Source organism: Marinobacter flavimaris, from assembly GCF_002933295.1.
Lineage (GTDB): Bacteria > Pseudomonadota > Gammaproteobacteria > Pseudomonadales > Oleiphilaceae > Marinobacter > Marinobacter flavimaris.
On sequence record NZ_PSSW01000005.1, the window covers coordinates 234,736 to 257,503 of the forward strand.

At 57.6% G+C, this 22,768-nt stretch carries 22 protein-coding genes; 8 read left to right on the forward strand and 14 right to left on the reverse strand.

The genetic code is table 11. From position 1 onward, the window contains the following. The first annotated feature begins 191 nt into the window (after positions 1 to 191). Positions 192 to 1,244 carry a 3-deoxy-7-phosphoheptulonate synthase gene (locus MDHKLMBL_RS11410; RefSeq protein WP_014578460.1) on the forward strand — a complete coding sequence of 351 codons (1,053 nt, stop codon included), beginning with the start codon at positions 192 to 194 and terminating at the stop codon, positions 1,242 to 1,244. Here the strand turns inward: MDHKLMBL_RS11410 and MDHKLMBL_RS11415 are convergent. Beyond that, entirely contained in the window at positions 1,189 to 1,860 is a 672-nt protein-coding gene (locus MDHKLMBL_RS11415; RefSeq protein ID WP_053113149.1) for a LysE family translocator, read from the reverse strand. The genes MDHKLMBL_RS11410 and MDHKLMBL_RS11415 overlap by 56 nt on opposite strands. Positions 1,861 to 2,033: 173 nt before the next feature. Between MDHKLMBL_RS11415 and MDHKLMBL_RS11420 the strand changes: the two genes are divergently transcribed. Beyond that, on the forward strand, positions 2,034 to 3,476 hold the full coding sequence (locus tag MDHKLMBL_RS11420; RefSeq protein WP_008173330.1) for a dihydrolipoyl dehydrogenase: 1,443 nt from the start codon (positions 2,034 to 2,036) through the stop codon (positions 3,474 to 3,476). A gap of 18 nt (positions 3,477 to 3,494) precedes the next feature. On the opposite strand, the gene MDHKLMBL_RS11425 is transcribed toward MDHKLMBL_RS11420, so the two are convergent. Beyond that, the gene (locus MDHKLMBL_RS11425) at positions 3,495 to 3,770 is read right to left on the reverse strand and encodes a DUF2061 domain-containing protein (protein ID WP_175497340.1); all 276 of its coding nucleotides are present in this window, start codon (positions 3,768 to 3,770) and stop codon (positions 3,495 to 3,497) included. A gap of 229 nt (positions 3,771 to 3,999) precedes the next feature. On the opposite strand from MDHKLMBL_RS11425, the gene MDHKLMBL_RS11430 reads away from it, so the two are divergent. Together MDHKLMBL_RS11430 and MDHKLMBL_RS11435 are read left to right on the forward strand one after the other, a co-directional pair. Next, complete coding sequence (locus tag MDHKLMBL_RS11430; protein ID WP_014578457.1) at positions 4,000 to 4,473, forward strand: Dps family protein; 474 nt, start codon at positions 4,000 to 4,002, stop codon at positions 4,471 to 4,473. Positions 4,474 to 4,630: 157 nt separating this feature from the next. Next, positions 4,631 to 6,355 carry a choice-of-anchor I family protein gene (locus MDHKLMBL_RS11435; protein ID WP_053113147.1) on the forward strand — a complete coding sequence of 575 codons (1,725 nt, stop codon included), beginning with the start codon at positions 4,631 to 4,633 and terminating at the stop codon, positions 6,353 to 6,355. Positions 6,356 to 6,418: 63 nt separating this feature from the next. On the opposite strand, the gene MDHKLMBL_RS11440 is transcribed toward MDHKLMBL_RS11435, so the two are convergent. From MDHKLMBL_RS11440 to MDHKLMBL_RS11465, 6 genes are all read right to left on the reverse strand, one after another. Next, positions 6,419 to 7,543 carry an NAD(P)/FAD-dependent oxidoreductase gene (locus MDHKLMBL_RS11440; RefSeq protein WP_104270823.1) on the reverse strand — a complete coding sequence of 375 codons (1,125 nt, stop codon included), beginning with the start codon at positions 7,541 to 7,543 and terminating at the stop codon, positions 6,419 to 6,421. After that, entirely contained in the window at positions 7,543 to 8,856 is a 1,314-nt protein-coding gene (locus MDHKLMBL_RS11445; RefSeq protein WP_062786137.1) for an SAM-dependent methyltransferase, read from the reverse strand. The genes MDHKLMBL_RS11440 and MDHKLMBL_RS11445 overlap by 1 nt, the downstream gene beginning before the upstream one ends. Before the next feature lie 225 nt (positions 8,857 to 9,081). Next, positions 9,082 to 10,377, reverse strand: coding sequence for a TRAP transporter large permease (locus MDHKLMBL_RS11450; RefSeq protein ID WP_053113144.1), 1,296 nt, complete (start codon positions 10,375 to 10,377; stop codon positions 9,082 to 9,084). Further along, on the reverse strand, positions 10,374 to 10,919 hold the full coding sequence (locus MDHKLMBL_RS11455) for a TRAP transporter small permease subunit (protein WP_008173316.1): 546 nt from the start codon (positions 10,917 to 10,919) through the stop codon (positions 10,374 to 10,376). Before MDHKLMBL_RS11455 ends, MDHKLMBL_RS11450 begins: the two co-directional genes overlap by 4 nt. A 102-nt stretch (positions 10,920 to 11,021) precedes the next feature. Continuing rightward, the gene (locus tag MDHKLMBL_RS11460; RefSeq protein WP_008173314.1) at positions 11,022 to 12,098 is read right to left on the reverse strand and encodes a TRAP transporter substrate-binding protein; all 1,077 of its coding nucleotides are present in this window, start codon (positions 12,096 to 12,098) and stop codon (positions 11,022 to 11,024) included. 145 nt (positions 12,099 to 12,243) lie between these two features. After that, positions 12,244 to 12,702 (reverse strand): hypothetical protein, encoded by a 459-nt coding sequence (locus MDHKLMBL_RS11465; RefSeq protein ID WP_062786140.1) that lies wholly within the window; start codon positions 12,700 to 12,702, stop codon positions 12,244 to 12,246. A gap of 118 nt (positions 12,703 to 12,820) precedes the next feature. Here MDHKLMBL_RS11465 and MDHKLMBL_RS11470 point away from each other — a divergent pair, with 118 nt between their 5' ends. Then, positions 12,821 to 13,888 (forward strand): beta-N-acetylglucosaminidase domain-containing protein, encoded by a 1,068-nt coding sequence (locus MDHKLMBL_RS11470; protein WP_104270824.1) that lies wholly within the window; start codon positions 12,821 to 12,823, stop codon positions 13,886 to 13,888. A gap of 9 nt (positions 13,889 to 13,897) precedes the next feature. On the opposite strand, the gene MDHKLMBL_RS11475 is transcribed toward MDHKLMBL_RS11470, so the two are convergent. Further along, complete coding sequence (locus tag MDHKLMBL_RS11475; RefSeq protein ID WP_104270825.1) at positions 13,898 to 14,608, reverse strand: SIMPL domain-containing protein; 711 nt, start codon at positions 14,606 to 14,608, stop codon at positions 13,898 to 13,900. Between the two features lie 116 nt (positions 14,609 to 14,724). On the opposite strand from MDHKLMBL_RS11475, the gene MDHKLMBL_RS11480 reads away from it, so the two are divergent. Then, positions 14,725 to 15,258 carry a macro domain-containing protein gene (locus tag MDHKLMBL_RS11480; protein WP_008173304.1) on the forward strand — a complete coding sequence of 178 codons (534 nt, stop codon included), beginning with the start codon at positions 14,725 to 14,727 and terminating at the stop codon, positions 15,256 to 15,258. A gap of 9 nt (positions 15,259 to 15,267) precedes the next feature. Here the strand turns inward: MDHKLMBL_RS11480 and MDHKLMBL_RS11485 are convergent, their stop codons facing one another. Both MDHKLMBL_RS11485 and MDHKLMBL_RS11490 read right to left on the reverse strand, forming a co-directional pair. Next, complete coding sequence (locus tag MDHKLMBL_RS11485; protein ID WP_104270826.1) at positions 15,268 to 16,212, reverse strand: ChaN family lipoprotein; 945 nt, start codon at positions 16,210 to 16,212, stop codon at positions 15,268 to 15,270. 88 nt (positions 16,213 to 16,300) lie between these two features. After that, positions 16,301 to 16,480: a ribbon-helix-helix protein gene (locus tag MDHKLMBL_RS11490; RefSeq protein ID WP_008173301.1), complete on the reverse strand. Its 180-nt coding sequence runs from the start codon at positions 16,478 to 16,480 to the stop codon at positions 16,301 to 16,303. A gap of 112 nt (positions 16,481 to 16,592) precedes the next feature. Between MDHKLMBL_RS11490 and dauA the strand changes: the two genes are divergently transcribed. Further along, positions 16,593 to 18,344, forward strand: a complete 1,752-nt coding sequence (dauA, locus tag MDHKLMBL_RS11495) for a C4-dicarboxylic acid transporter DauA (RefSeq protein ID WP_053113142.1) — start codon at positions 16,593 to 16,595, stop codon at positions 18,342 to 18,344. Between the two features lie 71 nt (positions 18,345 to 18,415). After that, positions 18,416 to 20,362, forward strand: a complete 1,947-nt coding sequence (locus tag MDHKLMBL_RS11500; protein WP_104270827.1) for a CASTOR/POLLUX-related putative ion channel — start codon at positions 18,416 to 18,418, stop codon at positions 20,360 to 20,362. Between the two features lie 7 nt (positions 20,363 to 20,369). Here MDHKLMBL_RS11500 and MDHKLMBL_RS11505 read toward each other — a convergent pair whose 3' ends face one another. From MDHKLMBL_RS11505 to MDHKLMBL_RS11515, 3 genes are read right to left on the reverse strand one after another with little or no spacing between them, the layout of a single operon-like run. Next, positions 20,370 to 20,759 carry a CBS domain-containing protein gene (locus tag MDHKLMBL_RS11505; protein WP_014578444.1) on the reverse strand — a complete coding sequence of 130 codons (390 nt, stop codon included), beginning with the start codon at positions 20,757 to 20,759 and terminating at the stop codon, positions 20,370 to 20,372. Positions 20,760 to 20,772: 13 nt separating this feature from the next. Next, on the reverse strand, positions 20,773 to 21,123 hold the full coding sequence (locus MDHKLMBL_RS11510; RefSeq protein ID WP_014578443.1) for a hypothetical protein: 351 nt from the start codon (positions 21,121 to 21,123) through the stop codon (positions 20,773 to 20,775). Beyond that, on the reverse strand, positions 21,120 to 22,613 hold the full coding sequence (locus MDHKLMBL_RS11515; RefSeq protein ID WP_104270828.1) for a DUF1538 domain-containing protein: 1,494 nt from the start codon (positions 22,611 to 22,613) through the stop codon (positions 21,120 to 21,122). Before MDHKLMBL_RS11515 ends, MDHKLMBL_RS11510 begins: the two co-directional genes overlap by 4 nt. Between the last annotated feature and the right edge of the window lie 155 nt (positions 22,614 to 22,768).

The following is a 22,768-nucleotide window of genomic DNA, read 5'->3' on the forward strand; positions in this document are numbered from 1 at the left end:
TTTTCTGGTGGTTTGGTTATGGCTTTTATTTTAGCCAGAGCCGGGGCCGCCCATAGGATCTTCATCGAACGAATAACGAGGAAGGCAGCCCGGCAGAAAACCCAGGCTGCCACCGGACTCGAAAAGCCCCGACTGGTAGCCCACCAGCCGGGGCTTTTTTGATTCTGACGCAGGGAAACGGAAGCACTGACATGAATATGTCCTTGAACACTGAACTGACACACCAGGTAGTCGGATCACCGGCCACCCACCGGGAAGAAGTGGTTCTGCCAACGCCGGCGGAGCTCAAACTTCAGATGCCGGCCAGCGACGACATTGTCCGGCAGGTCGATGAACACCGGCAGGCAATCCGGCGGATTCTGCAGGGCAGCGACACGAGAACGCTGATCGTCATGGGGCCCTGCTCCATCCACGATGAGGTGGCCGCACTCGAATACGGGGAAAAGCTGAAAGCCCTGGCGGATGAAGTCAGTGATCGCTTCCTTATCGTTATGCGGGCCTACCTGGAAAAGCCTCGGACCACGGTGGGTTGGAAAGGGCTGTTGTACGACCCCGAGCGCACGGGTGCAGGCGATCTGCATGAGGGTCTGCGTCGCTCCCGCCGCCTGCTCCTGAATCTGGCTGCCATGGGGCTGCCACTGGCCACCGAAGCCCTGAGCCCGTTCGCCATGGATTACCTCGGGGATCTGGTGAGCTGGACGGCTATTGGTGCCCGAACCACCGAGTCGCAGGTGCATCGGGAGATAGTCAGTGGGCTACCCATGCCGACCGGCTTCAAGAATGGCACCGATGGTGGTATCGCTGTCGCTACCAATGCCATGAAGTCGGCGTCCCATCCCCATCATCATCTTGGGGTTTCGGCAACAGGCGCGCCGGTGATGATTACCACCCGGGGCAACCCCGACACCCATCTGGTGTTGCGCGGTGGCCGCGGTATCACCAATTACGATGCGGCCAGCATTGAGCAGGCCGTGGGCGCCCTGGCAGAGGCGGGATTGTCCACAGCCGTCATGGTGGACTGCAGTCACGACAACGCCTGCAAGCAGTCAGAACGACAGCTGGATATTGCCCAGGACGTGATGGCGCAGCGCCGCGCCGGTAACCACCATATCCGGGGTCTGATGCTGGAAAGCTTCCTGGAGCCGGGGCGTCAGGACGACGGCGAAGATCTGCGCTACGGCTGTTCGATCACCGATCCGTGTCTTGGATGGGCGCAGACGGAGGCTCTGATCCGCTCACTGTAGACAGCAGTAGCTGTCCGGCCAGCAACAGGAGAACGCCGCCCATCAGCCGGTCGAGCCAGTGCCCGAACCGGTTAAACCCGCGGCGGACGCGGGGCAGGGTAAAGAAAATGGCAACCATGGCGAACCAGAGTGCCGTGGCCAGGGCCATGTAAATGCCATAGCCGGCCTGGAGCACAATGGGTGTGCCTGGGCTGATCACAACAGAGAAAAGGGACACAAAGAACAGCGTTGCCTTGGGGTTCAACGCGTTGGTCAGAAAGCCCAATCGCAGGGCTGCGATACCGGACTGTCCACCCGTCGGATCCTGTTCCACATGAATGCCGCCGGCCCTTGCCCGCAGGCACTGGACGGCAATCCAGGCAAGGTAAAGTGCCCCCAGCACCTTGAGAACATTGAAGAGCACGATCGATTGCTGGATCAGCAGGCCAATGCCCAGCAGTGAATAACACACATGCACCAGAATGCCCCCGCCGATACCAATGGCGCTTAGCAGCGCGTTTCGCCGGGTCTGGCACAGAGCCTGTCTGAGCATCACGGCAAAGTCCGGCCCGGGACTGGCCACTGCCAGCAGGTGGACAAAGGCTACCGTCAGAAATTCCGGCCAGTAACTCTGCATCTTCCCAATTCCTCCGTTGAGACGTCCGTTGCCTGAAAAGTCTGACAGCATAGGCGGAATCGGTGCGTTTTTCATCGTGTGGGTGAAACTTGTCACGGCTTCTATACTGGGGGCACAGCCGTCCCAATCTTCCCTGTTCCCGATTCCGGGAATGCCTGTCAGGAGACCCTTGTATGGAAAAGCGAACCGTAGACGTTGCCATTATCGGAGCTGGAACCGCCGGTATGGTGGCTTACCAGCGCGTGCGCAAACTAACCGACAAGGTTGTGCTGATCGAAGGCGGCCATTATGGAACCACCTGCGCCAGAGTCGGGTGTATGCCGAGCAAGTTGTTGATCGCGGCCGCTGATAACGCTCATCAGATGCAGCTTGGTGAGCTTTTCGGCGTGTCTGCCGGGGATATCAGAATCGACGGAAAGCGTGTGATGGAAAGGGTGCGAAGCGAACGGGACCGCTTTGTTGCTTCGGTGATTGATTCGGTCGAGAAGTTTCCGGATGCGCATCGAATGGAAGGCCACGCCCGGTTTGCCAGCCCGAATCGTCTGGTCGTCGACGGCAATGTCGAGGTTGAGGCGGGGCGTATCATCATCGCCACTGGCTCCCGACCCAATGTTCCCGGGTTCCTGAAAGATGCCAAGGATCGGCTGGTTGTAAACGACGATATCTTCGAATGGCAGGATCTTCCCGATTCGGTGGCAGTCTTTGGCCCGGGGGTGATTGGTCTGGAGTTGGGCCAGGCCCTGAGCAGGCTGGGTGTGCGTGTCCGTATGTTCGGGGTTGGCGGTTCGGTTGGTCCTATCCAGGATGAAACCATCCGGAATTACGCGCTGAAAACGTTTAATGAAGAATTTCCTCTGGATCCGGATTCGGATGTAAAGAAGGTTGAACGTGTTGAAGAGGGCGTTGCCATTACCTTTGAGAGTGGCAACGCCGGTGCAACGACGGAAACCTTCGATTACCTGCTGGCGGCTACCGGGCGTCGTCCTAACGTCGACGGGCTGGATATCCAGAACGCCGGTATTGAGCTGGATAAAAAGGGAGGGCCCCTGTTTGATCCCCATACCCTGCGCTGTGGCCAGAGCCACATATTTATCGCAGGCGATGCCAATAACAGTCTGCCGCTGTTGCATGAGGCAGCCGACGAGGGCCGGATCGCGGGCGATAACGCCGGGTCATACCCGGATGTGCGAACCGGGCTTCGCCGCACGCCGTTGGCCGTGGTCTTCACCGATCCGCAGATTGCGACGGTGGGGCTGACGATTCACCAGGTTGATGAGCGCTGCCGCGGCTGTTTCGCCGTTGGAGAGGTGTCCTTCGAGGATCAGGGCCGCAGTCGGGTTATCGGCAAGAACCGGGGCCTACTCAGAGTTTATGGAGAGCATGGAAGCGGCCTGTTCATGGGCGCAGAGATGTTTGGTCCGGCCGCGGAGCATATTGCCCACCTGCTCGCATGGTCTGCCCAGCGAAGGCTGACCGTCACCGAGATGCTGGAAATGCCGTTTTATCATCCGGTTATCGAAGAAGGCCTGAGGACCGCGCTCAAGGACCTGAACCGCAACCTCAGCATCGGACCGGCGCCAGAGGAGGGTTGCACCGATTGCGGGCCGGGTGTCTGAGCCGGCCCTTAAAAGGAATCAACAGATATGAGGCCTCGCCTCGCTCAGTGTTCCCTCTGGAACCCTTGCATTTCGCTGGCGCCGCGCCCAGATCTTTTCGTGGAAGAAATAGGCAACCGTGTTGATGGCCGGTTCCACCATGGCTATGAGGCTTCCGATGAGCAGGTCACCAGTGAGCAGGTAAGCCACGGTAAAAGCGACGGTAAAATGGGTGAGGGCGAACGTTACCGTCTTTATCAGCGACTGGTCGCCATTCGTGCCATGGTTGTGTACGAATAGTTTTAACGCGCTCATGATTGTCTCCGGTGTCGTTCTTTAATGCGATCATTAGACGCCGGGTGAGAATGATTGTTAAATGAAATGTACTTAGATGATTGATAGGTTAGGGCTATCTTTATTTCTTCTTCTATAGTGTCATTCATCAATCCTATCATCGAGATTAGCAAACTAAACTTCCTGACGTCCGCCGATCAGGCGTATATTCATATATAAACCTGTTATATAACCGCGAAGGAGAAGCGTTATGGGTAAGAATTTCATTGGTCTTGATACCGAGAAAACGGCAAAGCTTGCTGATTCCCTGAATGATCTGCTGTCCAACTATCAGATCTTTTATATGAATGTTCGCGGCTACCACTGGAACATCAAAGGCGACAACTTCTTTGAGCTGCATGTAAAGTTCGAGGAGCTCTACGACGATCTGCTACTCAAGATCGACGAGATTGCAGAGCGGGTTCTGACGCTGGGCCATCGCCCGGCTCATGCCTACAGTACCTACATAGAGCGTTCGGAAGTGCCGGAGCGAAAAGATGTTTCCGACGGCAAGGAAGCGATGGACAACATTGTCGAAAGTTTTGCCAAGCTGATCGGCAAACAGCGGACACTGCTCAGTCTGGCCGGTGAAGCGGACGACGAGGGTACCGTTGCCCTGATGAGCGACTATATCTCCCAGCAAGAGAAGACGGTGTGGATGTATCGCAGCTACCTCGGTCACTGAGCCGAGTGCGCTGAATGAACGGCGACCCTGCGGGGTCGCCATTTTTTTGTCGCTGCAATGCGTTTGTCATCAGATTGTCTTCTGTCTGACGCAGTTATGTCACCTTGCCTCAATAACGTGTGTCGTGAACCAACACACTTTAAAAGACGAGGCGAATATGGAACTGCGTAAATCCCTCCTTGGTACCGCCATACTGGCAACAGTTCTCGGCCTTGCCGGCTGTGACGGCGACGACGGCACAGACGGTGCACCTGGCACCAGTCAGACGCTCATTGAGCTGAATGTGGTGGGCTCCTATCAGGCGGAAGGAGAGGTTTTTGACGAGAGTGCTGCCGAGATTGTCGCCCACGACCCCTCGAATCAGCGACTATTCGTAGTGAATGCCCTCGCCAGTACGATCGATGTGCTCGATATCAATGATCCAGCGATGCCTGTGAAACTGAGCACGATTGACGCCACAGCTGAGGGTGCTGCTGCAAATAGCGTCGCGGTTTATGGTGATCTTGTCGCCGTAGCCATTGAAGCCGAGAACAAGCAGGCAAATGGCAAGGTTGTGTTCTACAACAGCACGGACCTCAACAAAGTTGGTGAAGTTGTGGTTGGCGCGCTGCCCGACATGGTGACCTTCACGCGTGATGGCATGAAAGTGCTGGTTGCCAACGAAGGCGAGCCGAGTGACGACTATAGCGTCGATCCTGAAGGCTCAGTCAGCATTATTGATCTGTCCAACGGCGTAGCGTCTGCCACCGTGACCACCGCCGATTTCACCGGTTTCAATGCTGACCAGGCCGACCTGGTAACCGCGGGCCTGCGGGTCTTCGGCCCAGGCGCCACACTGGCCCAGGACATGGAGCCGGAATACATAGCCGTATCCATCGACAACACCAAAGCCTGGGTGGCCCTGCAGGAAAATAACGCCGTTGCCGAACTGGACATCGCTGCCGGTGAAATCACGGCCATCGTGCCGCTTGGCTTCAAGGACCACAGCATCATCGGCAACGAACTGGACGCCAGCAACCGTGACAGCGGTATCAACATTCGCAACTGGCCAGTGAAAGGCATGTACATGCCCGACGCCATCGCAAGCTACGGCTACAACGGTAAAACCTACTACATCACCGCCAACGAGGGTGATTCGCGGGATTACGATGGCTGGACCGAAGAATTCCGCATGGGCGACCTGACCTTGAACCCAGCCGGTGAGCTGGCGGCCATAACCAATCTGTTGGAAGACGAAAACCTGGGTCGTCTCAACACCACCTCCACCATGGGCATCAGCAACGGCTGCGACCCATCACAGCTGCCCGCTGAACTCGGCGACCTGAACGGTGACACCAATGTGGACGTGGACGACGTCAAGTTCTACGTGGAAAACAGCTGCGAATACGACACCCTGTACAGCTATGGGGCACGCTCATTCAGTATCTGGAGCGCTGACGGCCAGCGTGTTTTCGACAGCGGCAGCGAATTCGAACGAGTCACCGCTAGCCTGATCCCCGACAACTTCAACGGCAACAATGACGAAAATTCCTTCGACAATCGATCGGACGACAAGGGCCCTGAGCCGGAGGCGGTGGCCGTAGGCATAATCAATGGCCAGACTTTCGCGTTTATTGGATTGGAGCGAGTTGGCGGCATCATGGTCTACAACGTTACTAATCCCCAGAATCCGGAGTTTGTCCAATATCTGAATAATCGAGATTTTTCGGTATCCCAGGCGGATCTGGAGGCGGGTATGGCCGGTGATCTTGGACCGGAAGGCCTGGCGTTCATTTCTGCGGATGACAGCCCCAGCGGTAAGCCAATGCTGGCGGTTGGCAACGAAGTGAGCGGCACCACGACGCTGTACAGCATCGACGTAATTGAACTGACTGCAAACTGAGTTCTGACCCTGAAAGAAACCCGGAAGCATCATGATAGGTGCTCCCGGGTTTTGCTTTTCGCCTCAGACAGCAACTTTCAACGGTGGCACCTCCTGGTGCAGGAACCACTTCTCTGTAACCACCTTGCGGGTAAACCAGTGGGAGCGAATCAGGCTGCTGGCCAGAGGCATCTTGACCCAGTCAGGAACCTGCCAGCCCTGGTCTGGCTCGGAGGCGCGAGTGCCGAAGCGTTCGGCAATGGCATCACCGTAAATCTGCAGGGAGGAGGCTGAGTAGTCGGTGGCCTCGCCAATCACATCGGCTGCCAGAAGGGCGGATTCGATCGCCGGCCGTATACCCTCGCCACTCTGGGTGTAGGCAAGGCCAGCGGCGTCGCCAATCAGCATCACACCGTCGTCCACCAGGGGTCTGTCGGCATGGGCGTAGAGCAGATAGGCGTGGCCCTTGAAGCGTCCGGGCAGGTCTTGTGGAATCCGGCCGGTGGATTTCATTTCCTCGACAAACGCTTCCAGATGCCCTGTCAGCTTGTGGTTGTCTTCCCGGCCCAGGCCAATATTCAGGAAATTGCCCTTACGGAACACCCAGGCATAGCCCTTCAGGTCCCGACAGAACCAGAGTTCGGGCGTATCGCCCCGGGCCAGGCAGGCTGAAGCCTGGTCCGGTGTCATTTCAAATTCAACCTCTTTGGCCGCCACAACGGTTTCATGGCCACCGGGGCCATCCCCCAACAATCGCGCAACCGGGCAGAAGTGACCGCCGGCACCGACAATAAGAGGCGCTTCCCAGGTGTCATTGACGACCCAGTTGCCGTCTTTACGAACGATGGATTTGACCGGCGTGGCCAGCTGTTTCGGAGCGTTGACGCGGCTGAGCAGGTAGTCGTCAAATTCACACCGGCGAATACCATAGCTGACTACGTCGCCGTGATCGTTCTCCACGGCCGGCTGGCCCATCATTCCGATGCGAAACCGCCGGATGGGTTGCAGGGTTCGCCCGCGGGAGTATTCCTCCGGGTCAATGTTCAGGGTCTCCATCACGGCAGGCGTAACCCAGCCTGCGCAGGTTTTGTCCCTGGGGAAGTTCTGTTTATCAATGATCAGCACTTTTTTGCCGCTGTTTTCGAGGGCGCTGGCCAGGGTGGATCCAGCAGGGCCAGCCCCAACGATGATCAGGTCGTAGTAGTCCATCAGGCCTCCTCGGGTGCCGCAGGAAAGTCGTAAAGATCCCGTCTGTTCCGGGGAAGTTGGTTATTGTCGCCATGGCTGAAGACCACCTGGAACAGCTGCAGAGAACCTGCCCGGAAGGCGGCGATGGAACCGGCCAGATACATGCGCCAGGCCCGGGTGAAGTGACCGTCGTACATGGCAGTGACCTTGTCCTCGTTCTGGTTGAAGCGCTCCATCCAGTGACTCAGGGTCTGGGCGTAATGCAGGCGCAGGTTCTCGACGTCCAGGACTGAAAAATCGCCGTGCTCACAGATCTGCATGAATTCGCCGATGCTCGGCGGATAGGCACCCGGGAAGATGCGTTTCTCGATCCATGCGTTCATCAGCATCGGGCGGTTGCGGCCAATGCTATGCAGCAGGGCAATGCCGTCAGGCTTGAGGCTGCGTTTGATCAACTCGGACAGAGCCTCGTAATTCTCCTTGCCCACGTGTTCGAGCATGCCGATGGATACGAAGGCGTCGTATTGCCCGCTGATGTTCCGGTAATCGTCCTCGATATACTCCACCAGATGATCGAGCTCCTGCTTGCGAGCTTCTTCTCGGGCAAACGCGAGCTGTTCCCTCGAGATGTTGTAGGAATGGACCTTCACGCCGTAATTGCGGGCCATGTAGCGGGCCAGGCCACCCCAGCCGCAGCCGGCCTCGACCACCGTCATGCCTGGCTTTAACCGGAGTTTGCGGCAAACGTGCTCGAGTTTGGCTAGCTGGGCCTGTTCAAGGCTCAGATCCGGCGTCTCGTAGTAGGCGCAGGTGTACTGCATTTCGGCGCTGTCCAGCCAGAGCTGATAGAACTCGTTGCCCAGATCATAGTGATGGTGAATGTTTTCCTTGGCTTCCGGGATGCCGGTGGATCGGGGGTTGTGGTTGCGCCACAGGGCCTCCAGCCATTTCGGCCACTTCTGACGCGCCTGGTGAACGGACCGGTAAAGGGTTTCCATCAGGTCCGGCAGGTCGCCTTCCACCTCCAGGCGACCGGCGCTGTAGAGGTCTCCGAAAGCCAGGTTGGGATTGGTTACCAGCGCATACAGGGCTTTGGGGTCGGTCAGATGCAGGGTGAACTGCGCGTGTTGGCCCTCCGGTTCGATCACATCGCCGTTCCAGAGCCGGAAGCGCAGCGGCGGTGATCCCGCCATCCGCATGAGCTTGGCGATCAGCCAGCGCTCGTAAGTGTGCGGTGACCGGTCCACGTGGGTATTTTCCAGTGGCAGGGTCAGAACATGGCTTTTGGATTCTTGCCCGTTGTCACGGGTTTTCTGGGCAGTGCTCTGGTTCATGGACTCCGCTCTCCCTTGATAACCTCAACATCAATGTTTTTGTCGATGCGCGCGCGCCAGGGTTCCCGAATACCAGTCTGAGAATCGCCGGTTGTCCGTTCAGTATAGAAAACAGTGAGATTTTGTCAGGTTGGCTGAAAATAGAAGAAAACTATTGGAAGGATAGCGAAGAGCGAAAATAGGCGGATAAAAAAATGCCGGGCCCAGCGCCCGGCATTATTCGGGTCAGTATGAGGAGCTCATACCAAACCATTCAGGGAAAATCACAATCAGCGCCAGCACGAACATCTGTATCAGGATGAAGGGCAGTACGCCTTTATAAATATCGGTCGTTCGCACTCCCGGCGGTGCGACGCCTTTGAGGTAGAACAACGAGAACCCGAACGGTGGCGTAAGGAAGCTCGTTTGCAGGTTCATGGCGATCAGGATGGCGAACCAGAGCATGTTGATGCCCATAGCTTCCGCCACCGGGGCAAGGATCGGCACGATGATGAAAGAGATTTCAACGAAGTCGATGAAGAAACCCAATACCAGAATGACCACCATGGCCAGAATGATGAAGCCCCACTTCTCGCCGGGCAGCTGGAGCAACCATTCTTCCAGCAGATAGTCGCCGCCGGTGTAGCTGAACACCATGGAGAAGGCTGTTGCACCAATCAGGATCGCGAAGACCATGGCGGTCACCTTGACCGTATCCTTGGATGCATCCCATACCATCTTGAAGGAAAACTGGCGGTAGATGATGGCCAGAACCACGGCGCCAACGCCACCCAGAGCGGATGACTCGGTTGGCGTGGCAATGCCGGTGAAGATCGAGCCCAGAACCACCACAATCAGTGCCAGAGGCGGGATGATCGCCAACAGCGCATTGAAGACTTCCTTTTTACGGGAAACGCCTGGCTCATCCGGCATGGCCGGCGCGGTTTCAGGTTTCAGCCTGGTCAGCACCAGGATGTAGATGATGTAGAGCCCCACCAACACAACGCCGGGCCAGACCGCGGCCTTGAACAGATCCCCAACCGGAAGGCCAAGGACATCGCCCAGAATAATAAGGATGATGGATGGCGGCACGATCTGACCGAGGGTGCCGGACGCACAGATGGTACCGGTGGCCAGTCTCTTGTCGTATTTATGCGCCAGCATGACCGGCAGCGAGATCAGACCCATGGCAACTACGCTGGCGCCTACAACACCGGTAGAGGCGGCCAGCAGTGCACCGACCAGAATCGTCGAGATAGCCAGGCCACCGGGCAGGCCACCGAACAGACGGCCCATGGAGGTGAGCAGTTGTTCCGCCAGCCTGGTGCGTTGGAGCACCACGCCCATGAAGATAAACAGCGGTACTGCCATCAGAACGGTGTTCTGCATCACGCTCATGATGCGATAGGGCATGAAGGCAAAGAGATCCATGCCCTCGGCGAAAATTCCGAAAAACAGCGCAACGCCACCGAAGGTGAATGCAACCGGGAAGCCCAGCATCAGCATCAGCAGGGCCACACCGAACATAATCATACCGATCATGCGAGGCCTCCTCCGCTGTGTTCACCTTCATACTCCTTGTCCCCCGCCATCACTCGTACGGCGTAAGTCGCCATATTGAGGCCGGCAATACCGATGAAGACGGCACTGACAGGGATGACGGATTTGATAATCCAGCGGTGCGGCAGCCCGCCCGGATCACCGCTACCTTCACCCATGCTGTAAGAGTCGAGGGCGAAATCGTAGCCGTAAATGCCGATCAGATAAGCGAAGGGAATGACGAAAATGAAGGCGCCAACAAGGTTGACCCAGGCCTTGGCCTTGTTGCTCCATTTGGTGTAGAAAACGTCGACCCGAACATGACCATCCGTGCGCAATGCGTAGGGAATACCCAGCAGGAACACCACAGAATAGAGGTGCCACTCCATTTCCTGCATGCCGATTGAAACGTTGTTAAAAGCGTATCGGGCCACTACGTCGTAAAAGACGTTGGCTGCCATCAGTATCATCGCGACACAGGCAACCCAGCCACAGAAGATGGACAGCCGGGCAAGCCCGTCGTCCAGTTTGATAATCCACCGCATTGATGATCCCCCGCCAGACGGACTGGCGCTTTTATCCGTTGCTATAAACGACAAAACCGGGATCACTCAGAGAGCGATCCCGGCTCCGTTAAAGCCTATATCTTACTCGACTTCGGCCATAGTGTTGAGGTAGGCGCGCTCAGAAATGTTGGTGTAAGCGCGGCTCTGCTCAAGATAGTTCTGCTGGGAGTCGATAATCTTGGCAGCCATATCGCTTTCAGCAGCTGCTTCTTTCAGCAGCTTGTTGTTGGCTTCGTACATGGCGTCAAAGATTTCGTCTGGGAAACGCTTGATCTGGACATTCGGGTACTCTTCGCGAATATTAGCCCAAGCTTCTGCGTTGGCGTGCTGGGAGTGAACCAGCATGTCGTAGGACGCAGTGCGCATGGCAACACGCATGATCTCCTGCAGGTCCGCTGGCAGCTTGTCCCAAACCCGCTTGTTCACAAGGAACTGGAGTTCGGTCGCAGGCTCGTGCCAGCCGGTATAGTAGTAGTCGGCGATCTGCTGGAAGCCGAGACGCAAGTCCAGGGCAGGACCTACCCACTCAACAGCATCGATGGTGTTGCGTTCCAGAGCAGTGTAAAGCTCGCCCGGGGCGATGTTGGTCGGGTTAACGCCAACTTCTGCGAACACTTCACCAGCGAAGCCAGGGATGCGCATTTTCAGACCCTGAAGGTCTTCCAGCGAGTTAATTTCCTTGCGAAACCAGCCGCCCATCTGAACGCCGGTGTTACCGCCCGGGAACGACAGCATGTTGTGCGGCTCGTAGACTTCCTGCATCAGCTCCATGCCACCGCCGTGGTAGAACCAGGCGTACTGTTCCATGGCGTTCATGCCAAACGGCATACTGGTGAAGAACAGGGTCTCTGGAACCTTGCCTTTCCAGTAGTAGGATGCGGAATGGCCCATGTCGTACTGACCAGCCTTGACCATATCAAACACGCCCAGCGGGGCTTTGTGCTTGTTGGCGGAATCGATGCGGACTTTCAGGCGTCCGTCAGACATTTTCTCGACGGTTTCGGCAAAACGCTTGGTGGTGTCACCGAAAATCGGGAAGTTTGGCCCCCAGGTTTCTGCAAGGCGGAGTGTGAAGGTATCTTGGGCGAGCGCCTGCGAGGAGGCAAAGGTTGTTGCCACAGCCAGCACAGCCGCGGAAAGAACAGAACGGATCTTCATTGCTCTTCTATCCTCTTATCTTTTTTGTGGGTCGAGCGTCTCCCCTTTTGGGGAAAATCACTCTTAATGCTAGTTCACGTTAGCAATTATCGTTAACAAACGAAATCAAAAACCGCTTGGTGTACGACCTTGGTCGTACGGCGGATCAGATGTCGTCCATGCGGCTGATCTGGCTCGACAGTCGCATGGCCTCGTGCTCTTCGAGGGAAAGCAGATCCTCAAGCAAGGCCTTGGCCTCGGGAATCTCTGCCTTGCCAATCAGGGAATCGTAGAGATCCATCACCTGGTCGTGGAACTGGAAGATTTCTCTGGCAATATCCTGAAAGCTCATTGACGCGTAGTGCGTGTAGGAGTCAGCACTGGCCCTGATCGGTTTGTGGTTCAGGTAGTCGTACATGCGGGTATTGAGAGCCTTCGGATCAGCCTGTTTCTCGAATTCCCGTACGGCTTTCTCGAGAATGGTTTCGTGGCTGGACACGTAGTCGAGGAGGGCGCTGGCTCGCTCGTCGTTGTTGAGCTTGGCGGACTCTTTCAGGCACCTTGCAAGATGCGCGTGCAGTTGCCTCGTCCATTCGATGAGATCCTCGAACGTTTTTATTTCCATTGATTTGCTCCTTGTCGGGCAGTTCGGTTGTAGTTGGCTTTACTGGTAAGTCTAGTCAAACTTGGAGGTTACAGGGTACCTGAACCGGGCCCGGGAACCAGCGGAGCGGAAATCGGCCATGGCAACGACACTCGGCATCATTGAAGGATTTTACGGCCCCATGTGGACCTGGCAGGAGCGGCGGCAACTGGTTCGCACCCTGGCGCCCCATGGTTACGGATTTTATCTCTATGCCCCGAAGGCGGATGTTTTTCTGCGTCGGAAGTGGCAGCAGCCGCACCCGCCGGCGATGGCCGCGGAGCTGGCCGATTTCTCGCGCTTTTGCCGTAGCGAAGGCGTTCGTTTTGGTGTCGGCCTGAGTCCGTTCGAGGTGTTCAACCGGTTTGACGACGAGGCCAGGGCGGCGCTGGCAGAAAAACTCGCCCTGCTGGAGCGCATCGGGATAGATGAGTTGGCGATTCTGTTCGATGACATGCAATCAGACACTCCGGACCTTGCCGGTACCCAGGCGGACATTGTGCACTGGGTCCGTGACCGTACTTCAATCAAACAGCTGAGTGTCTGTCCCAGCTATTATTCCGATGATCCGGTTCTCGACCGCGTGTTCGGGGAGCGTCCGGCGGATTATCTGGAGACGCTCGGGCGCAAGCTGGACCACTCGGTGAACGTGTTCTGGACCGGAGAGGAAGTGTGTTCCCGGGAAGTGTCACCCGGCCATCTGAAACGTGTCGGAGACCTGCTTGGCCGCAAGCCGGTGCTCTGGGACAACTACCCGGTCAACGACGGCGACCGGATGTCGCAACATCTGCACCTGCGAGCCTTCACCGGGCGACCGGCGGCCAACGCGGCGCACCTTGCCGGCCATGGTATCAATCCGGCCCTGCAGCCAACGCTGACGGCCATCCCGGCTATCACGCTGGCGGAGTCCTATCGCCTGGGGCCCTCCTATCAGTACGGCCAGGCATTCCGCCATGTCGCCCGCGAGGTGCTGGGCAGGGAGTTGGCAGCGCAGCTGCATGCGGATTTACTGGTGCTGCAGGACGCCGGCCTGGGCCGGATCAGTGATGAAAAGCGCCAGAGCCTTCAGCACACCTACGATGCCTTTGACCACCCTGCAGCCAACGAGATTCTGCGCTGGCTGGCGGGTGAATATCAGGTGACCGATGAGATGGTGGCCACGCAGTAGGCGGTTGGCCTAGCGAAGGTAATATTCGACGGTTGAGACTACCCGGACGGTTTTTACCGGCTGTTGCTGCTCCATAATGCCCGGCGCCTGATCCCGGGCCAGAATCTGGAAAACGCCCTGATTGGCGCGTCGCAGCCCCCCGAGTTCCGCTTTCGCATCCTGGGCGAACTGGTCGGCAGCTTCCCGGGCCGATGCCGTTGCCTCGGCAATCATCTCCGGCTTGATGTCGTTGAGCCCGTTAAATACGTACGTCGGGCCGGGCGGGCCGTAGTCCGAAGACAGCATCACTCCGGAGTCCACCAGTTCACTGACACCCTGGGCTGCCTGCCGGATCCGGTCGATGTCAGTACTGCGCACCATCAGCGTCTGGCTGATGATGAACTTCTGCTCTCCGTTGTTGGCCTGGTAGGGGTTGGCCCGGGTATCGGTAACATCCAGGCGCTGGAGTTCGACCGCATTCTGGTCAATGGCCTGCAGTTTGAGGAACGCCATGATCGCGTCCCGGCTGCTTCTGGCCCTTTCCTGGGCTTCACTCAGGGACGCACCGGTGGCGACAAAGCGGATCGGCCACAGGGCCAGATCGGCATTCACTTCCCGTTCAGCCACACCTTTAACGGTCACGTAGCGGTCGCCGGTGCGCAGATCGGTCAGGCCATTGCCAATCAGGGCGGCAGAAATGATGGCACTGACGCCGAGAATCACTGAGGCAAAAAGTTTCATGGGGTGTCCCTGTATTACGTCACCGGAATGTTCCGGAAAGCATCCGGTGTCTGGCTGCTATCCTGAGATCATGGTCAAGATTAGCGTTTCACGCCCCAAGCGAAAAGGAAGGAAACATGACGGTTGTGAAAGTTGAGTGCATCAGAGGAAACATTGCTGAACAGCAGGATATGGATGTGATCGTCAATGCCGCCAACGCCGAACTGTTGCCAGGGAGTGGCGTGGCAGGCGCCATACACAGCGCCGCCGGACCGGGGCTGGCAGAGGAATGCCGGGCTCTGGCGCCGATCAGGCCGGGGCAGGCAGTTATCAGCTCGGCTCACGAGCTGCCAAACCAACACGTAATCCATTGTCTGGGGCCGGTTTACGGGGTCGACGAGCCATCCGACCGTTTGCTGGCCGAGTGTTTCAGAAATGCCCTGTTGCTGGCAGATCGGCATAAGCTGACGTCCATCGCTTTTCCTGCCATCTCCACCGGGGTTTTCGGCTATCCACTGCAGGATGCGGCGGCAGTGGCCATGAAGGCGGTGTCTGACACGCTGGCGGAGCTCAACTCTGTTCGCCTTGTCCGGTTTGTGCTGTTCAGCGACGAGGACCGGAAGGTGTTTGAACAGGCACTTGAGTTGGAATCGGGCCTGTCAGGCCGGTAGCCGGCCGTTTCAGTCACAGCTTTTGTCGGTCGAGCGGCGAAAGCGGGCTGTCATCGCCTCACGTTCCCGCTGGGCGTCCCGGAATTCGTCGGGCAGAGGCTGGATAAAGTAGATGAAATCACCCTTGGCGCGATTATTCTCCAGGGGCGCTTCGTTGACGTCCCAAGGCCAGAAAGCCGGGCTTACGATGGCGACTGAGATTTCAGGCGCGCGCTGTTTCAGAAACGCCACGGTGCCCAGGCCATTTTCACTGTGAAAGGTGCCAGTCACGTGCAGTACCTGGTGCTCCGGGTGCTCTGTCCGCGCCTGAAGAATACGTGTTGCCATGGCGTTGTCCCTGAGCAACTGGGCCTTGTAGGTGTTGTCCATCCGCTCGCTCATGGTGTCGTCTGCCTGGTGGCTTGCACCGATGGCCGCCATGAACTTTTCCCGGTATTCCGGGGTGTCCATGAAGGGTTTGGCGGGTAATTTCTGTCTCAAGGTGTCTGAAATACGGTCGAGATAGCCCGGGCCCTTGCGGCCAACGCAGCGGACCACGTCGGCCGGCGCATTGGACGCGATCACCGGAAGGTCGTGCCGGCGTGCAAACTCCACCAATGGACGATAGGAGGCACGGTAATTGTCCCAGGCTTCGGCGTCTTCGATCATTTCGGTTTCGCCCGTCTCTCCCCGCAGATAACGGTTCAGTTCGTCCTGACGATCCAGGTTGAACTGCTCCATGCTGAGAATCTGCTCCGGCCGCAGCCGAAACAGGGCGCTCTGAAGCCGGGATTGCAGAAGGTGTGAGCCATGGTGCCCGTGGTATTCCCCGACAACCACAACATCGACGTCGGCTAGTTGCTGCGCCAGTTCTTCCGGAGTCAGCGCGGTCTTGTTTGCCGGGTTTACGAGCAGGGCATCGTACTGGGTTTGCGGTGCCGAATTCAGCGTGTCGGGGGCTTTCGATGAAGGCATGGCAGTGCATCCGTTCATAACAGACAAAGTGGCAAACAGCAGGATTGGCGCGATAGGTTTCATCATAGTCTTTACGTAATGAACCCCGTCAGGATTTCTTTTTACGATCTTCGCGCCAGTCCGATCCCAGTCTTTCTTCCACGTATTCCCGAATGAACTGGCGCACTTTCTGGGATGGCGTCACATCTTCCTGCTTGCACAGTTCTTCAAAGGCGGCCTTTTTCTCGGGATCGATCAGCAACGTCAGGCGGGCAGTGCGGTTTTCCATTGGGTTTTTCTTTACCTCGGGTGGCTTTCGATGATGTTAACCGTATTAACATTGAATGCAGATATAATGAGCATATAATTAGTCGTTAAAAGTTGCAATTAACGAGTCACCCATGCCGCATCGAGCCCACCTTTTTTCTCTCCGGATGGCCCACGCATTCCGGGAAGCGTGTATTGATGAGCCCTACCGGGGCCGCCGTTTCCTGCGCGATGTGATGGCGGGTTTGACGGTGGGCATTATTGCCATACCCCTGGCCATGGCATTGGCGATCGCCAGTGGTGTTGCACCCCAGTACGGCCTCTACACCGCCATTATTGCCGGGTTTGTGATCGCATTGACCGGTGGCAGCCGGTTCAGCATCTCCGGCCCCACCGCTGCTTTCGTTGTCATTCTGTACCCCATCGCCCAGAGCTATGGGCTGGGCGGTCTGCTTTTGGCCACCTTGATGTCGGGCGTTTTGCTGATTCTGATGGCTCTGATGCGACTGGGTCGTTTTATCGAATACATTCCAGAATCGGTAACCCTCGGGTTTACCGGGGGGATCGCCGTGGTGATTGCCACCCTGCAGATCCGGGATTTTCTGGGCCTTCAGGTTGGCGATATGCCCGAGCATTATTGGGACAAGCTGGCCCTGCTGACCGGTGCGCTGCCGGAATTTGATGGTATGAGTACCCTGGTGGCCGGTGTCACCCTTGCCTGCATGTTGCTCTGGCCACGCCTGAAAACCCCGGTGCCCCCGCATCTGCCAGCGGTGGTGATCGGAAGCCTGCTTACGCTCTGGTTGAATGCCCAGGGTGCTGCTATCGATACCATTGGTTCAAGGTTCAGTTATCTCCTGCCGGACGGCACCGAGGGAGCGGGTATTCCGCCGTTCTTGCCGGAATTCGCCTGGCCGTGGCAGCAGGCAGGGGCATCGGGCGAGCCCGTCGGGCTGTCATGGTCGCTGGTCCGGGATCTGCTGCCGGCAGCTTTTGCCATTGCCATGCTTGGGGCCATCGAGTCTCTCCTGTGCGCCGTGGTGCTTGATGGCATGACTGGCAAACGCCACAGCGCCAACAGCGAGCTCATGGGGCAGGGCCTTGGCAACATCATCACGCCGTTTTTCGGCGGCATTACCGCCACGGCCGCCATCGCCCGCTCGGCGGCCAACTACCGGGCCGGCGCCGAGTCGCCGGTCTCCGCAATGGTGCATTCGCTGGTCGTTCTGCTGGCGCTGGTTTCGCTGGCGGGCCTGCTGGCGTATCTTCCCATGCCGGCCATGGCCGCCCTGCTGGTGATGGTGGCCTGGAATATGAGTGAGGCCCCCAAGTCCCTGCATCTTCTGAAAACCGCGCCGCGCAGCGACATCCTGGTTTTTCTCACCTGCTTTTCACTGACGGTATTGCTCGACATGGTCATTGCCATCACCACCGGCGTCCTGTTGGCGGCGGTCCTGTTCATGCGGGAAATGGCCCAGATGACCCGGGTTACAGATATCACCCAGAGCAAACGGATTGCAGAATCCCGGCTGCCCGATGGCTGGCAGGTGTTCAAGATAAACGGCCCCCTGTTTTTTGCCGCTGCGGACCGGATTTTCGGGGAACTGGCAGTGCTCGCCCGGAACGCCCGCGGATTCATTCTGTACATGGACGGCGTGACGATTCTCGATGCCGGCGGGCTGTCCGCTTTGAACAAGCTTATTGCTACCTGTGAACGGGACGGTACACAGATTGTGATTGCCGATCTTCAGTTCCAGCCTTTGCGCACCCTCGCTCGTGCCGGGGTTGCGCCGATAGCTGGCGTTAGCCGCTATACTTCCTCCCTGGACGAAGCTTTGCGTCTGATCAGTTGCCCTGCGTCTGAAACTGATCGGGCTTCCGGATAAAAACCTGATTCCATCCGTTTCCGGATGGTCTACCCTGACGCGACGAAAATACTCTCTTCAAGAGGACTGCCATGCTGCCTTTCCGGCTGATCGACCGAGTCAAATTCATACTGGAACGCCAGCTCGTCAAAGGCGCGGGATTTCAGCTTCTCGTGGTCGGTGTCTTCATTGGCCTGATCTCGTTAATCGGTGGCCTGCTTGTGGTTCCCCAGGGCGGCGACTTCGAAGATCCGGGCTCTGCAATCTGGTGGGCGTTTCTTCGGTTGACCGATCCAGGTTACCTGGGTGACGACGTTGGCACCTGGCAGCGCTTTGTTTCGACCCTGCTGACTATTAGCGGCTATGTGGTGTTCATGGGCACTCTGGTGGCGATCCTGACACGGTGGTTGATCGCTAAAATGGCGGATCTTGAGAGAGGCCTTACGCCGGTTACGCTGAAGAATCATGTGGTGGTGCTGGGCTGGACCAGCCAGACCCTCCCGTTGCTCTCCGAGCTGTTGGGCTCCAGTGGCCGGGTGCGCCGTTTTCTGGAAAAGCACGATGCCCAGAAGCTCAACCTCGTGGTGTTGTCTGAGGAGGCGTCTGCAGCCCAGGTTCATGAGTTGCGCACCGAGCCTGGTATCGGGCGCCGGGCCCGCCAGATCATCCTGCGATCGGGATCCGCAATCCAGCCGGATGCCCTGCACCGGGTGGCTTGCCTGGATGCAGCGGCGGTTATCGTGCCCAGCGCGGCCCACGAAGCTGGCAGCCTGGTCACATCGGACGTGGAGACGGTCAAGGCGCTGCTGTCCATAGCCGCGCAGGCAAGGCATTTTCAGTCCTCGTTGCCGTTTGTGGTGGCCGAGATCCAGGACGTCCGCAAACTCCCGGTGATAGAGCGGGCCTACCCCGGGGCCGTGGAGGTCGTGGCAGGCGATGCCACCATCAGTCGCCTGATGGTGCAGAACATCCTTCATCCTGGCCTGTCTGAAGTGTTCAACGAGCTGCTGACAGCCGGTGAGGGTAACGAGATCTATATCCGCGGAGGCGAGTCGCTGGCAGGCATGACGCTGGGCGAGCTGGCGGCCGCCCGGCCCGAAGTCATCGTGCTGGGGCTGTTGAAACCCAGCGGTTCAGGATGGGACGTCCAGTTGCTGGCGCCCTCAGACTCACCCATTGCATCGGCTGATCGGGTGGTCATCATGGCCCGGGATTACTCCGAGACCGAGCCGAATCCCAAAAAGGCGCCCTTGCCTGCCTTGGTGAGAGGGCAGGCGGTGCGGGTTGAGCGGCCCGTGGACCAGATGAATCACCGGGTTCTGGTCTTAGGCTGGAACCGACGCGTGCCCAGCCTGATCGCGGAGTTCCTCAGCTATGGCCACCGTCATTTTGAGGTGGATCTGGTCTCCGTGGTTCCCAAAGCCGAACGGGAACAGGCCATTGCACGCTATGTCGACAATTCGGGCCGCCTGACCTGTCGGCATATCGAGGCGGACTACATGGTGGAGGGGGAGCTCCGCCGGATAGGGCCGGCGGGCTACGATACCGTGATCCTGCTGAGCAGTGACCGGCTGGCTTCTGGTGAAGAGGCCGATGCCCGGGCGATGGTGGGGTACCTGCAGCTTGAGGACATCCTGGCCGATTTTGCCCGGAGGCCTCAACTGATCATGGAGTTGAGCGACCCCGACAACCGGCACCTGCTGGATGGGCATCAGAGCGAGATGATGATCAGCCCCATGATTCTCAGTCATGTTCTGGCGCAGGTGGCGTTGCGGCGCGAGCTTCGCATCGTGCTGGATGAACTGTTCACCGTTGGCGGTGCCGAGATCCAGTTCCGGGATCCGGCGGATTACCCTTTGCCCGCCAGTGCGACGTTTCAGGTGCTGGAAAAAACGGTGGCGGCCGAAGGTGAACTGGCACTCGGGATATTTCGGCACCGTGCCAATGAAAGCGGGCGCCACCTGCAGCTGAACCCGCCCCGCAAGGACTACCTTGAGTTACAGCCGGGTGACCGGTTGGTGGTGCTTTGCATGACCTGAATGCCGGTCAGTCGATGCTGTCGAGCAGGGCCGCCATGATGTCGTCCATGACCACAAAGCCTTTGAGATCATTGTCGGCCAGCACCAGAAGGCGCTTTACCCGGTATTTGCTCATCAGGCTGGCAGCGTGTCGGACGTTCAGATTCTCGCCAACGCTGATGACAGGCTTGGCGCAGGCGTCGTAAACGTTCAGAAGGTCGATGTCGCCGTCTTCGGCAATAACCGTTTTCAGCACGTTGGTATAGGTGATCAGACCCCAGGCATCGTGCTCGCTCGTTTTCTCCACCACCAGCGATTTCACAGAGTGCTGTTTCATCTGTGACAGCGCCTCACGGATGCTGGCAAACGGAGAGATGGTCATTACATCCCGCACCATCACATCTTTGACCAGTTTCATGGCTGTTCTCCGGTTACAGTGAATCTTTCAGATGTTGTTCGAATTTTGCGACCTGGGACATGTCGATCCCGCCCAGGTGTTCCAGGGGAAGTGTGAACACCAGTCCCCTGGAATCGTTATGGTCGGGCATGAGTATCTTCTGGATAACCTTCAGAATATCGAGCGAGAGGCCCTTCTCCAGCACCATCAGCAGAACGCTTTGGCTGCCGTCGTAGGTCAGGCCGAAGAAGGTTTTTTTCGCGGTGTTGCTGATGCCGCGGCCGGGAATCACCGTGATACCACCGGCGCCAAGGTCCCTCGCGGCATTAACGCAGTCCTGTTCCTGATCCTCTGGAACAATTGCTACCAGAACCGAAAATTTCATGAGTCTGTTTTCCTCTGCTTGGCAAGCATTTCAACAATGATGGCGTAGCCCATCACCGTCACGATCGGAAAGATGGAGGCGAAGGCAATCAGGCCGAACCCGTCGATCAGCACGTTACGGCCTTCAATGCTGCTGGCCAGACCAATACCCAGTGCGGTTACCAGAGGTACGGTAACCTCGGAGGTGGTAACCCCGCCAAGATCGTACGCCAGCGGGATGATGTATCTCGGGGCCAGCGCGGTCAGGATGATGACCAGAATATAGCCGCCAATGATGTAATGGTGAATGGAGTCGCCACTGATGATCCGGTGGACGCCGAGGGTGATCCCGACAGCGACCCCGACCGCCACGATAATCCTGATGGCATTGCCGTTTATGGTACCGGCCGCGGCCTGTTCCGCCTGGTGTCCGATTGCGATCAACGCGGGTTCGGCCATGGTGGTGGCGAACCCGATCATGAAGGCGAAGAGATAGACAAAGACGAAGCCCTCCATGCTCATCAGTTGCCGGGCCATACTGGTGCCGATCGGGAACAGGCCGAGTTTCAGACCGACCACGAAGGCATAGAGACCGAGCACCACCAGCGCAAACCCGAACAGGATCTTGCGCGGGTTGGTCAGCCCCCGGCGCAACACCAGGTACTGGAAAAAAAGGATGGTGATAATGATCGGAAGTACATCCCGGATCATGCCGGCAAGATCGAGCAGCATCGTCAGCAGAACGGGAGTCTGATCGGCGGTTCCATTGTGTACCAGGGTTGGCACCGTGGTCGGATCGGTGGTAACACCGGAATAGACAAAAATCCCGTAAAGCTGAACGGTAATCATGGGAACCATCACCGCGAGGGCAACCAGTCCGAAGCCGTCCAACAAGGGGTTTCGACCCCGAATGGAAGCCGCGAGACCAATGCCCAGGGCGGCAATCAGGGGAACGGTGACGATGTTGGTGGTCACGCCACCTGAATCGTAGGCAAGACCAACAATCTCGGGTGGCGCGAACCAGGTAATGATCACCACCACGATGTAACCGATGATCATGAACCAGTGCAGCGGGTAACCAAATATGGTTCTGAACACGCCCAGGGCAACGACGAGGCCAACGGAAACGGCCACCAGTATCCTGAGTGTCAGGGCCTTTATCTTGCCCTCGCTGATTTCCTCCGCCTGCTGGGCCACGGCAATCAGTGCCGGCTCTGCCACCACCGCAGAAAAGCCCATTGCGAAGCCGAACGAGAGCAGAACCGGCACAGAGCCCCTGCGGGCAAACTGATTGGACAGACTTTTGCCAACCGGGAAGATGCTCAGCTCAAGGCCCTGGAGGAACAGGGCAACGCCGACAGCCACGATCAGCAGACCCGCTGCCATCGCAAACGTGTTGTCCGGCATTTGCCGGAGAATAACAAGCTGGAAGAAGACAACGACGGCGATGATCGGAACCAGGTTCTTCAGGGCATGCACAAGGGAGTGGCTGAAAGCTCGCAGGTAGAACACTGTTTGCGCCTGATGGGGTCGGGTGATGCTTGCTCACTGTTAACAGTAACAATAGCCACTTTTCCGATGTTGATCCAACTCAAGAATAAGGGGTTCTTACCATTCACCAGGAAAATGCCGAAAATAGATTATATAAATTTCAATTATAAATTTGA

What these genes read in the sequence shown, in the direction of transcription:
- MDHKLMBL_RS11410 (WP_014578460.1), top strand. Translation starts at nt 192, where the DNA reads ATGAATATGTCCTTGAACACTGAACTGACACACCAGGTAGTCGGATCA.
- MDHKLMBL_RS11415 (WP_053113149.1), bottom strand. Translation starts at nt 1,860, where the DNA reads ATGCAGAGTTACTGGCCGGAATTTCTGACGGTAGCCTTTGTCCACCTG.
- MDHKLMBL_RS11420 (WP_008173330.1), top strand. Translation starts at nt 2,034, where the DNA reads ATGGAAAAGCGAACCGTAGACGTTGCCATTATCGGAGCTGGAACCGCC.
- MDHKLMBL_RS11425 (WP_175497340.1), bottom strand. Translation starts at nt 3,770, where the DNA reads ATGAGCGCGTTAAAACTATTCGTACACAACCATGGCACGAATGGCGAC.
- MDHKLMBL_RS11430 (WP_014578457.1), top strand. Translation starts at nt 4,000, where the DNA reads ATGGGTAAGAATTTCATTGGTCTTGATACCGAGAAAACGGCAAAGCTT.
- MDHKLMBL_RS11435 (WP_053113147.1), top strand. Translation starts at nt 4,631, where the DNA reads ATGGAACTGCGTAAATCCCTCCTTGGTACCGCCATACTGGCAACAGTT.
- MDHKLMBL_RS11440 (WP_104270823.1), bottom strand. Translation starts at nt 7,543, where the DNA reads ATGGACTACTACGACCTGATCATCGTTGGGGCTGGCCCTGCTGGATCC.
- MDHKLMBL_RS11445 (WP_062786137.1), bottom strand. Translation starts at nt 8,856, where the DNA reads ATGAACCAGAGCACTGCCCAGAAAACCCGTGACAACGGGCAAGAATCC.
- MDHKLMBL_RS11450 (WP_053113144.1), bottom strand. Translation starts at nt 10,377, where the DNA reads ATGATCGGTATGATTATGTTCGGTGTGGCCCTGCTGATGCTGATGCTG.
- MDHKLMBL_RS11455 (WP_008173316.1), bottom strand. Translation starts at nt 10,919, where the DNA reads ATGCGGTGGATTATCAAACTGGACGACGGGCTTGCCCGGCTGTCCATC.
- MDHKLMBL_RS11460 (WP_008173314.1), bottom strand. Translation starts at nt 12,098, where the DNA reads ATGAAGATCCGTTCTGTTCTTTCCGCGGCTGTGCTGGCTGTGGCAACA.
- MDHKLMBL_RS11465 (WP_062786140.1), bottom strand. Translation starts at nt 12,702, where the DNA reads ATGGAAATAAAAACGTTCGAGGATCTCATCGAATGGACGAGGCAACTG.
- MDHKLMBL_RS11470 (WP_104270824.1), top strand. Translation starts at nt 12,821, where the DNA reads ATGGCAACGACACTCGGCATCATTGAAGGATTTTACGGCCCCATGTGG.
- MDHKLMBL_RS11475 (WP_104270825.1), bottom strand. Translation starts at nt 14,608, where the DNA reads ATGAAACTTTTTGCCTCAGTGATTCTCGGCGTCAGTGCCATCATTTCT.
- MDHKLMBL_RS11480 (WP_008173304.1), top strand. Translation starts at nt 14,725, where the DNA reads ATGACGGTTGTGAAAGTTGAGTGCATCAGAGGAAACATTGCTGAACAG.
- MDHKLMBL_RS11485 (WP_104270826.1), bottom strand. Translation starts at nt 16,212, where the DNA reads ATGCCTTCATCGAAAGCCCCCGACACGCTGAATTCGGCACCGCAAACC.
- MDHKLMBL_RS11490 (WP_008173301.1), bottom strand. Translation starts at nt 16,480, where the DNA reads ATGGAAAACCGCACTGCCCGCCTGACGTTGCTGATCGATCCCGAGAAA.
- dauA (WP_053113142.1), top strand. Translation starts at nt 16,593, where the DNA reads ATGCCGCATCGAGCCCACCTTTTTTCTCTCCGGATGGCCCACGCATTC.
- MDHKLMBL_RS11500 (WP_104270827.1), top strand. Translation starts at nt 18,416, where the DNA reads ATGCTGCCTTTCCGGCTGATCGACCGAGTCAAATTCATACTGGAACGC.
- MDHKLMBL_RS11505 (WP_014578444.1), bottom strand. Translation starts at nt 20,759, where the DNA reads ATGAAACTGGTCAAAGATGTGATGGTGCGGGATGTAATGACCATCTCT.
- MDHKLMBL_RS11510 (WP_014578443.1), bottom strand. Translation starts at nt 21,123, where the DNA reads ATGAAATTTTCGGTTCTGGTAGCAATTGTTCCAGAGGATCAGGAACAG.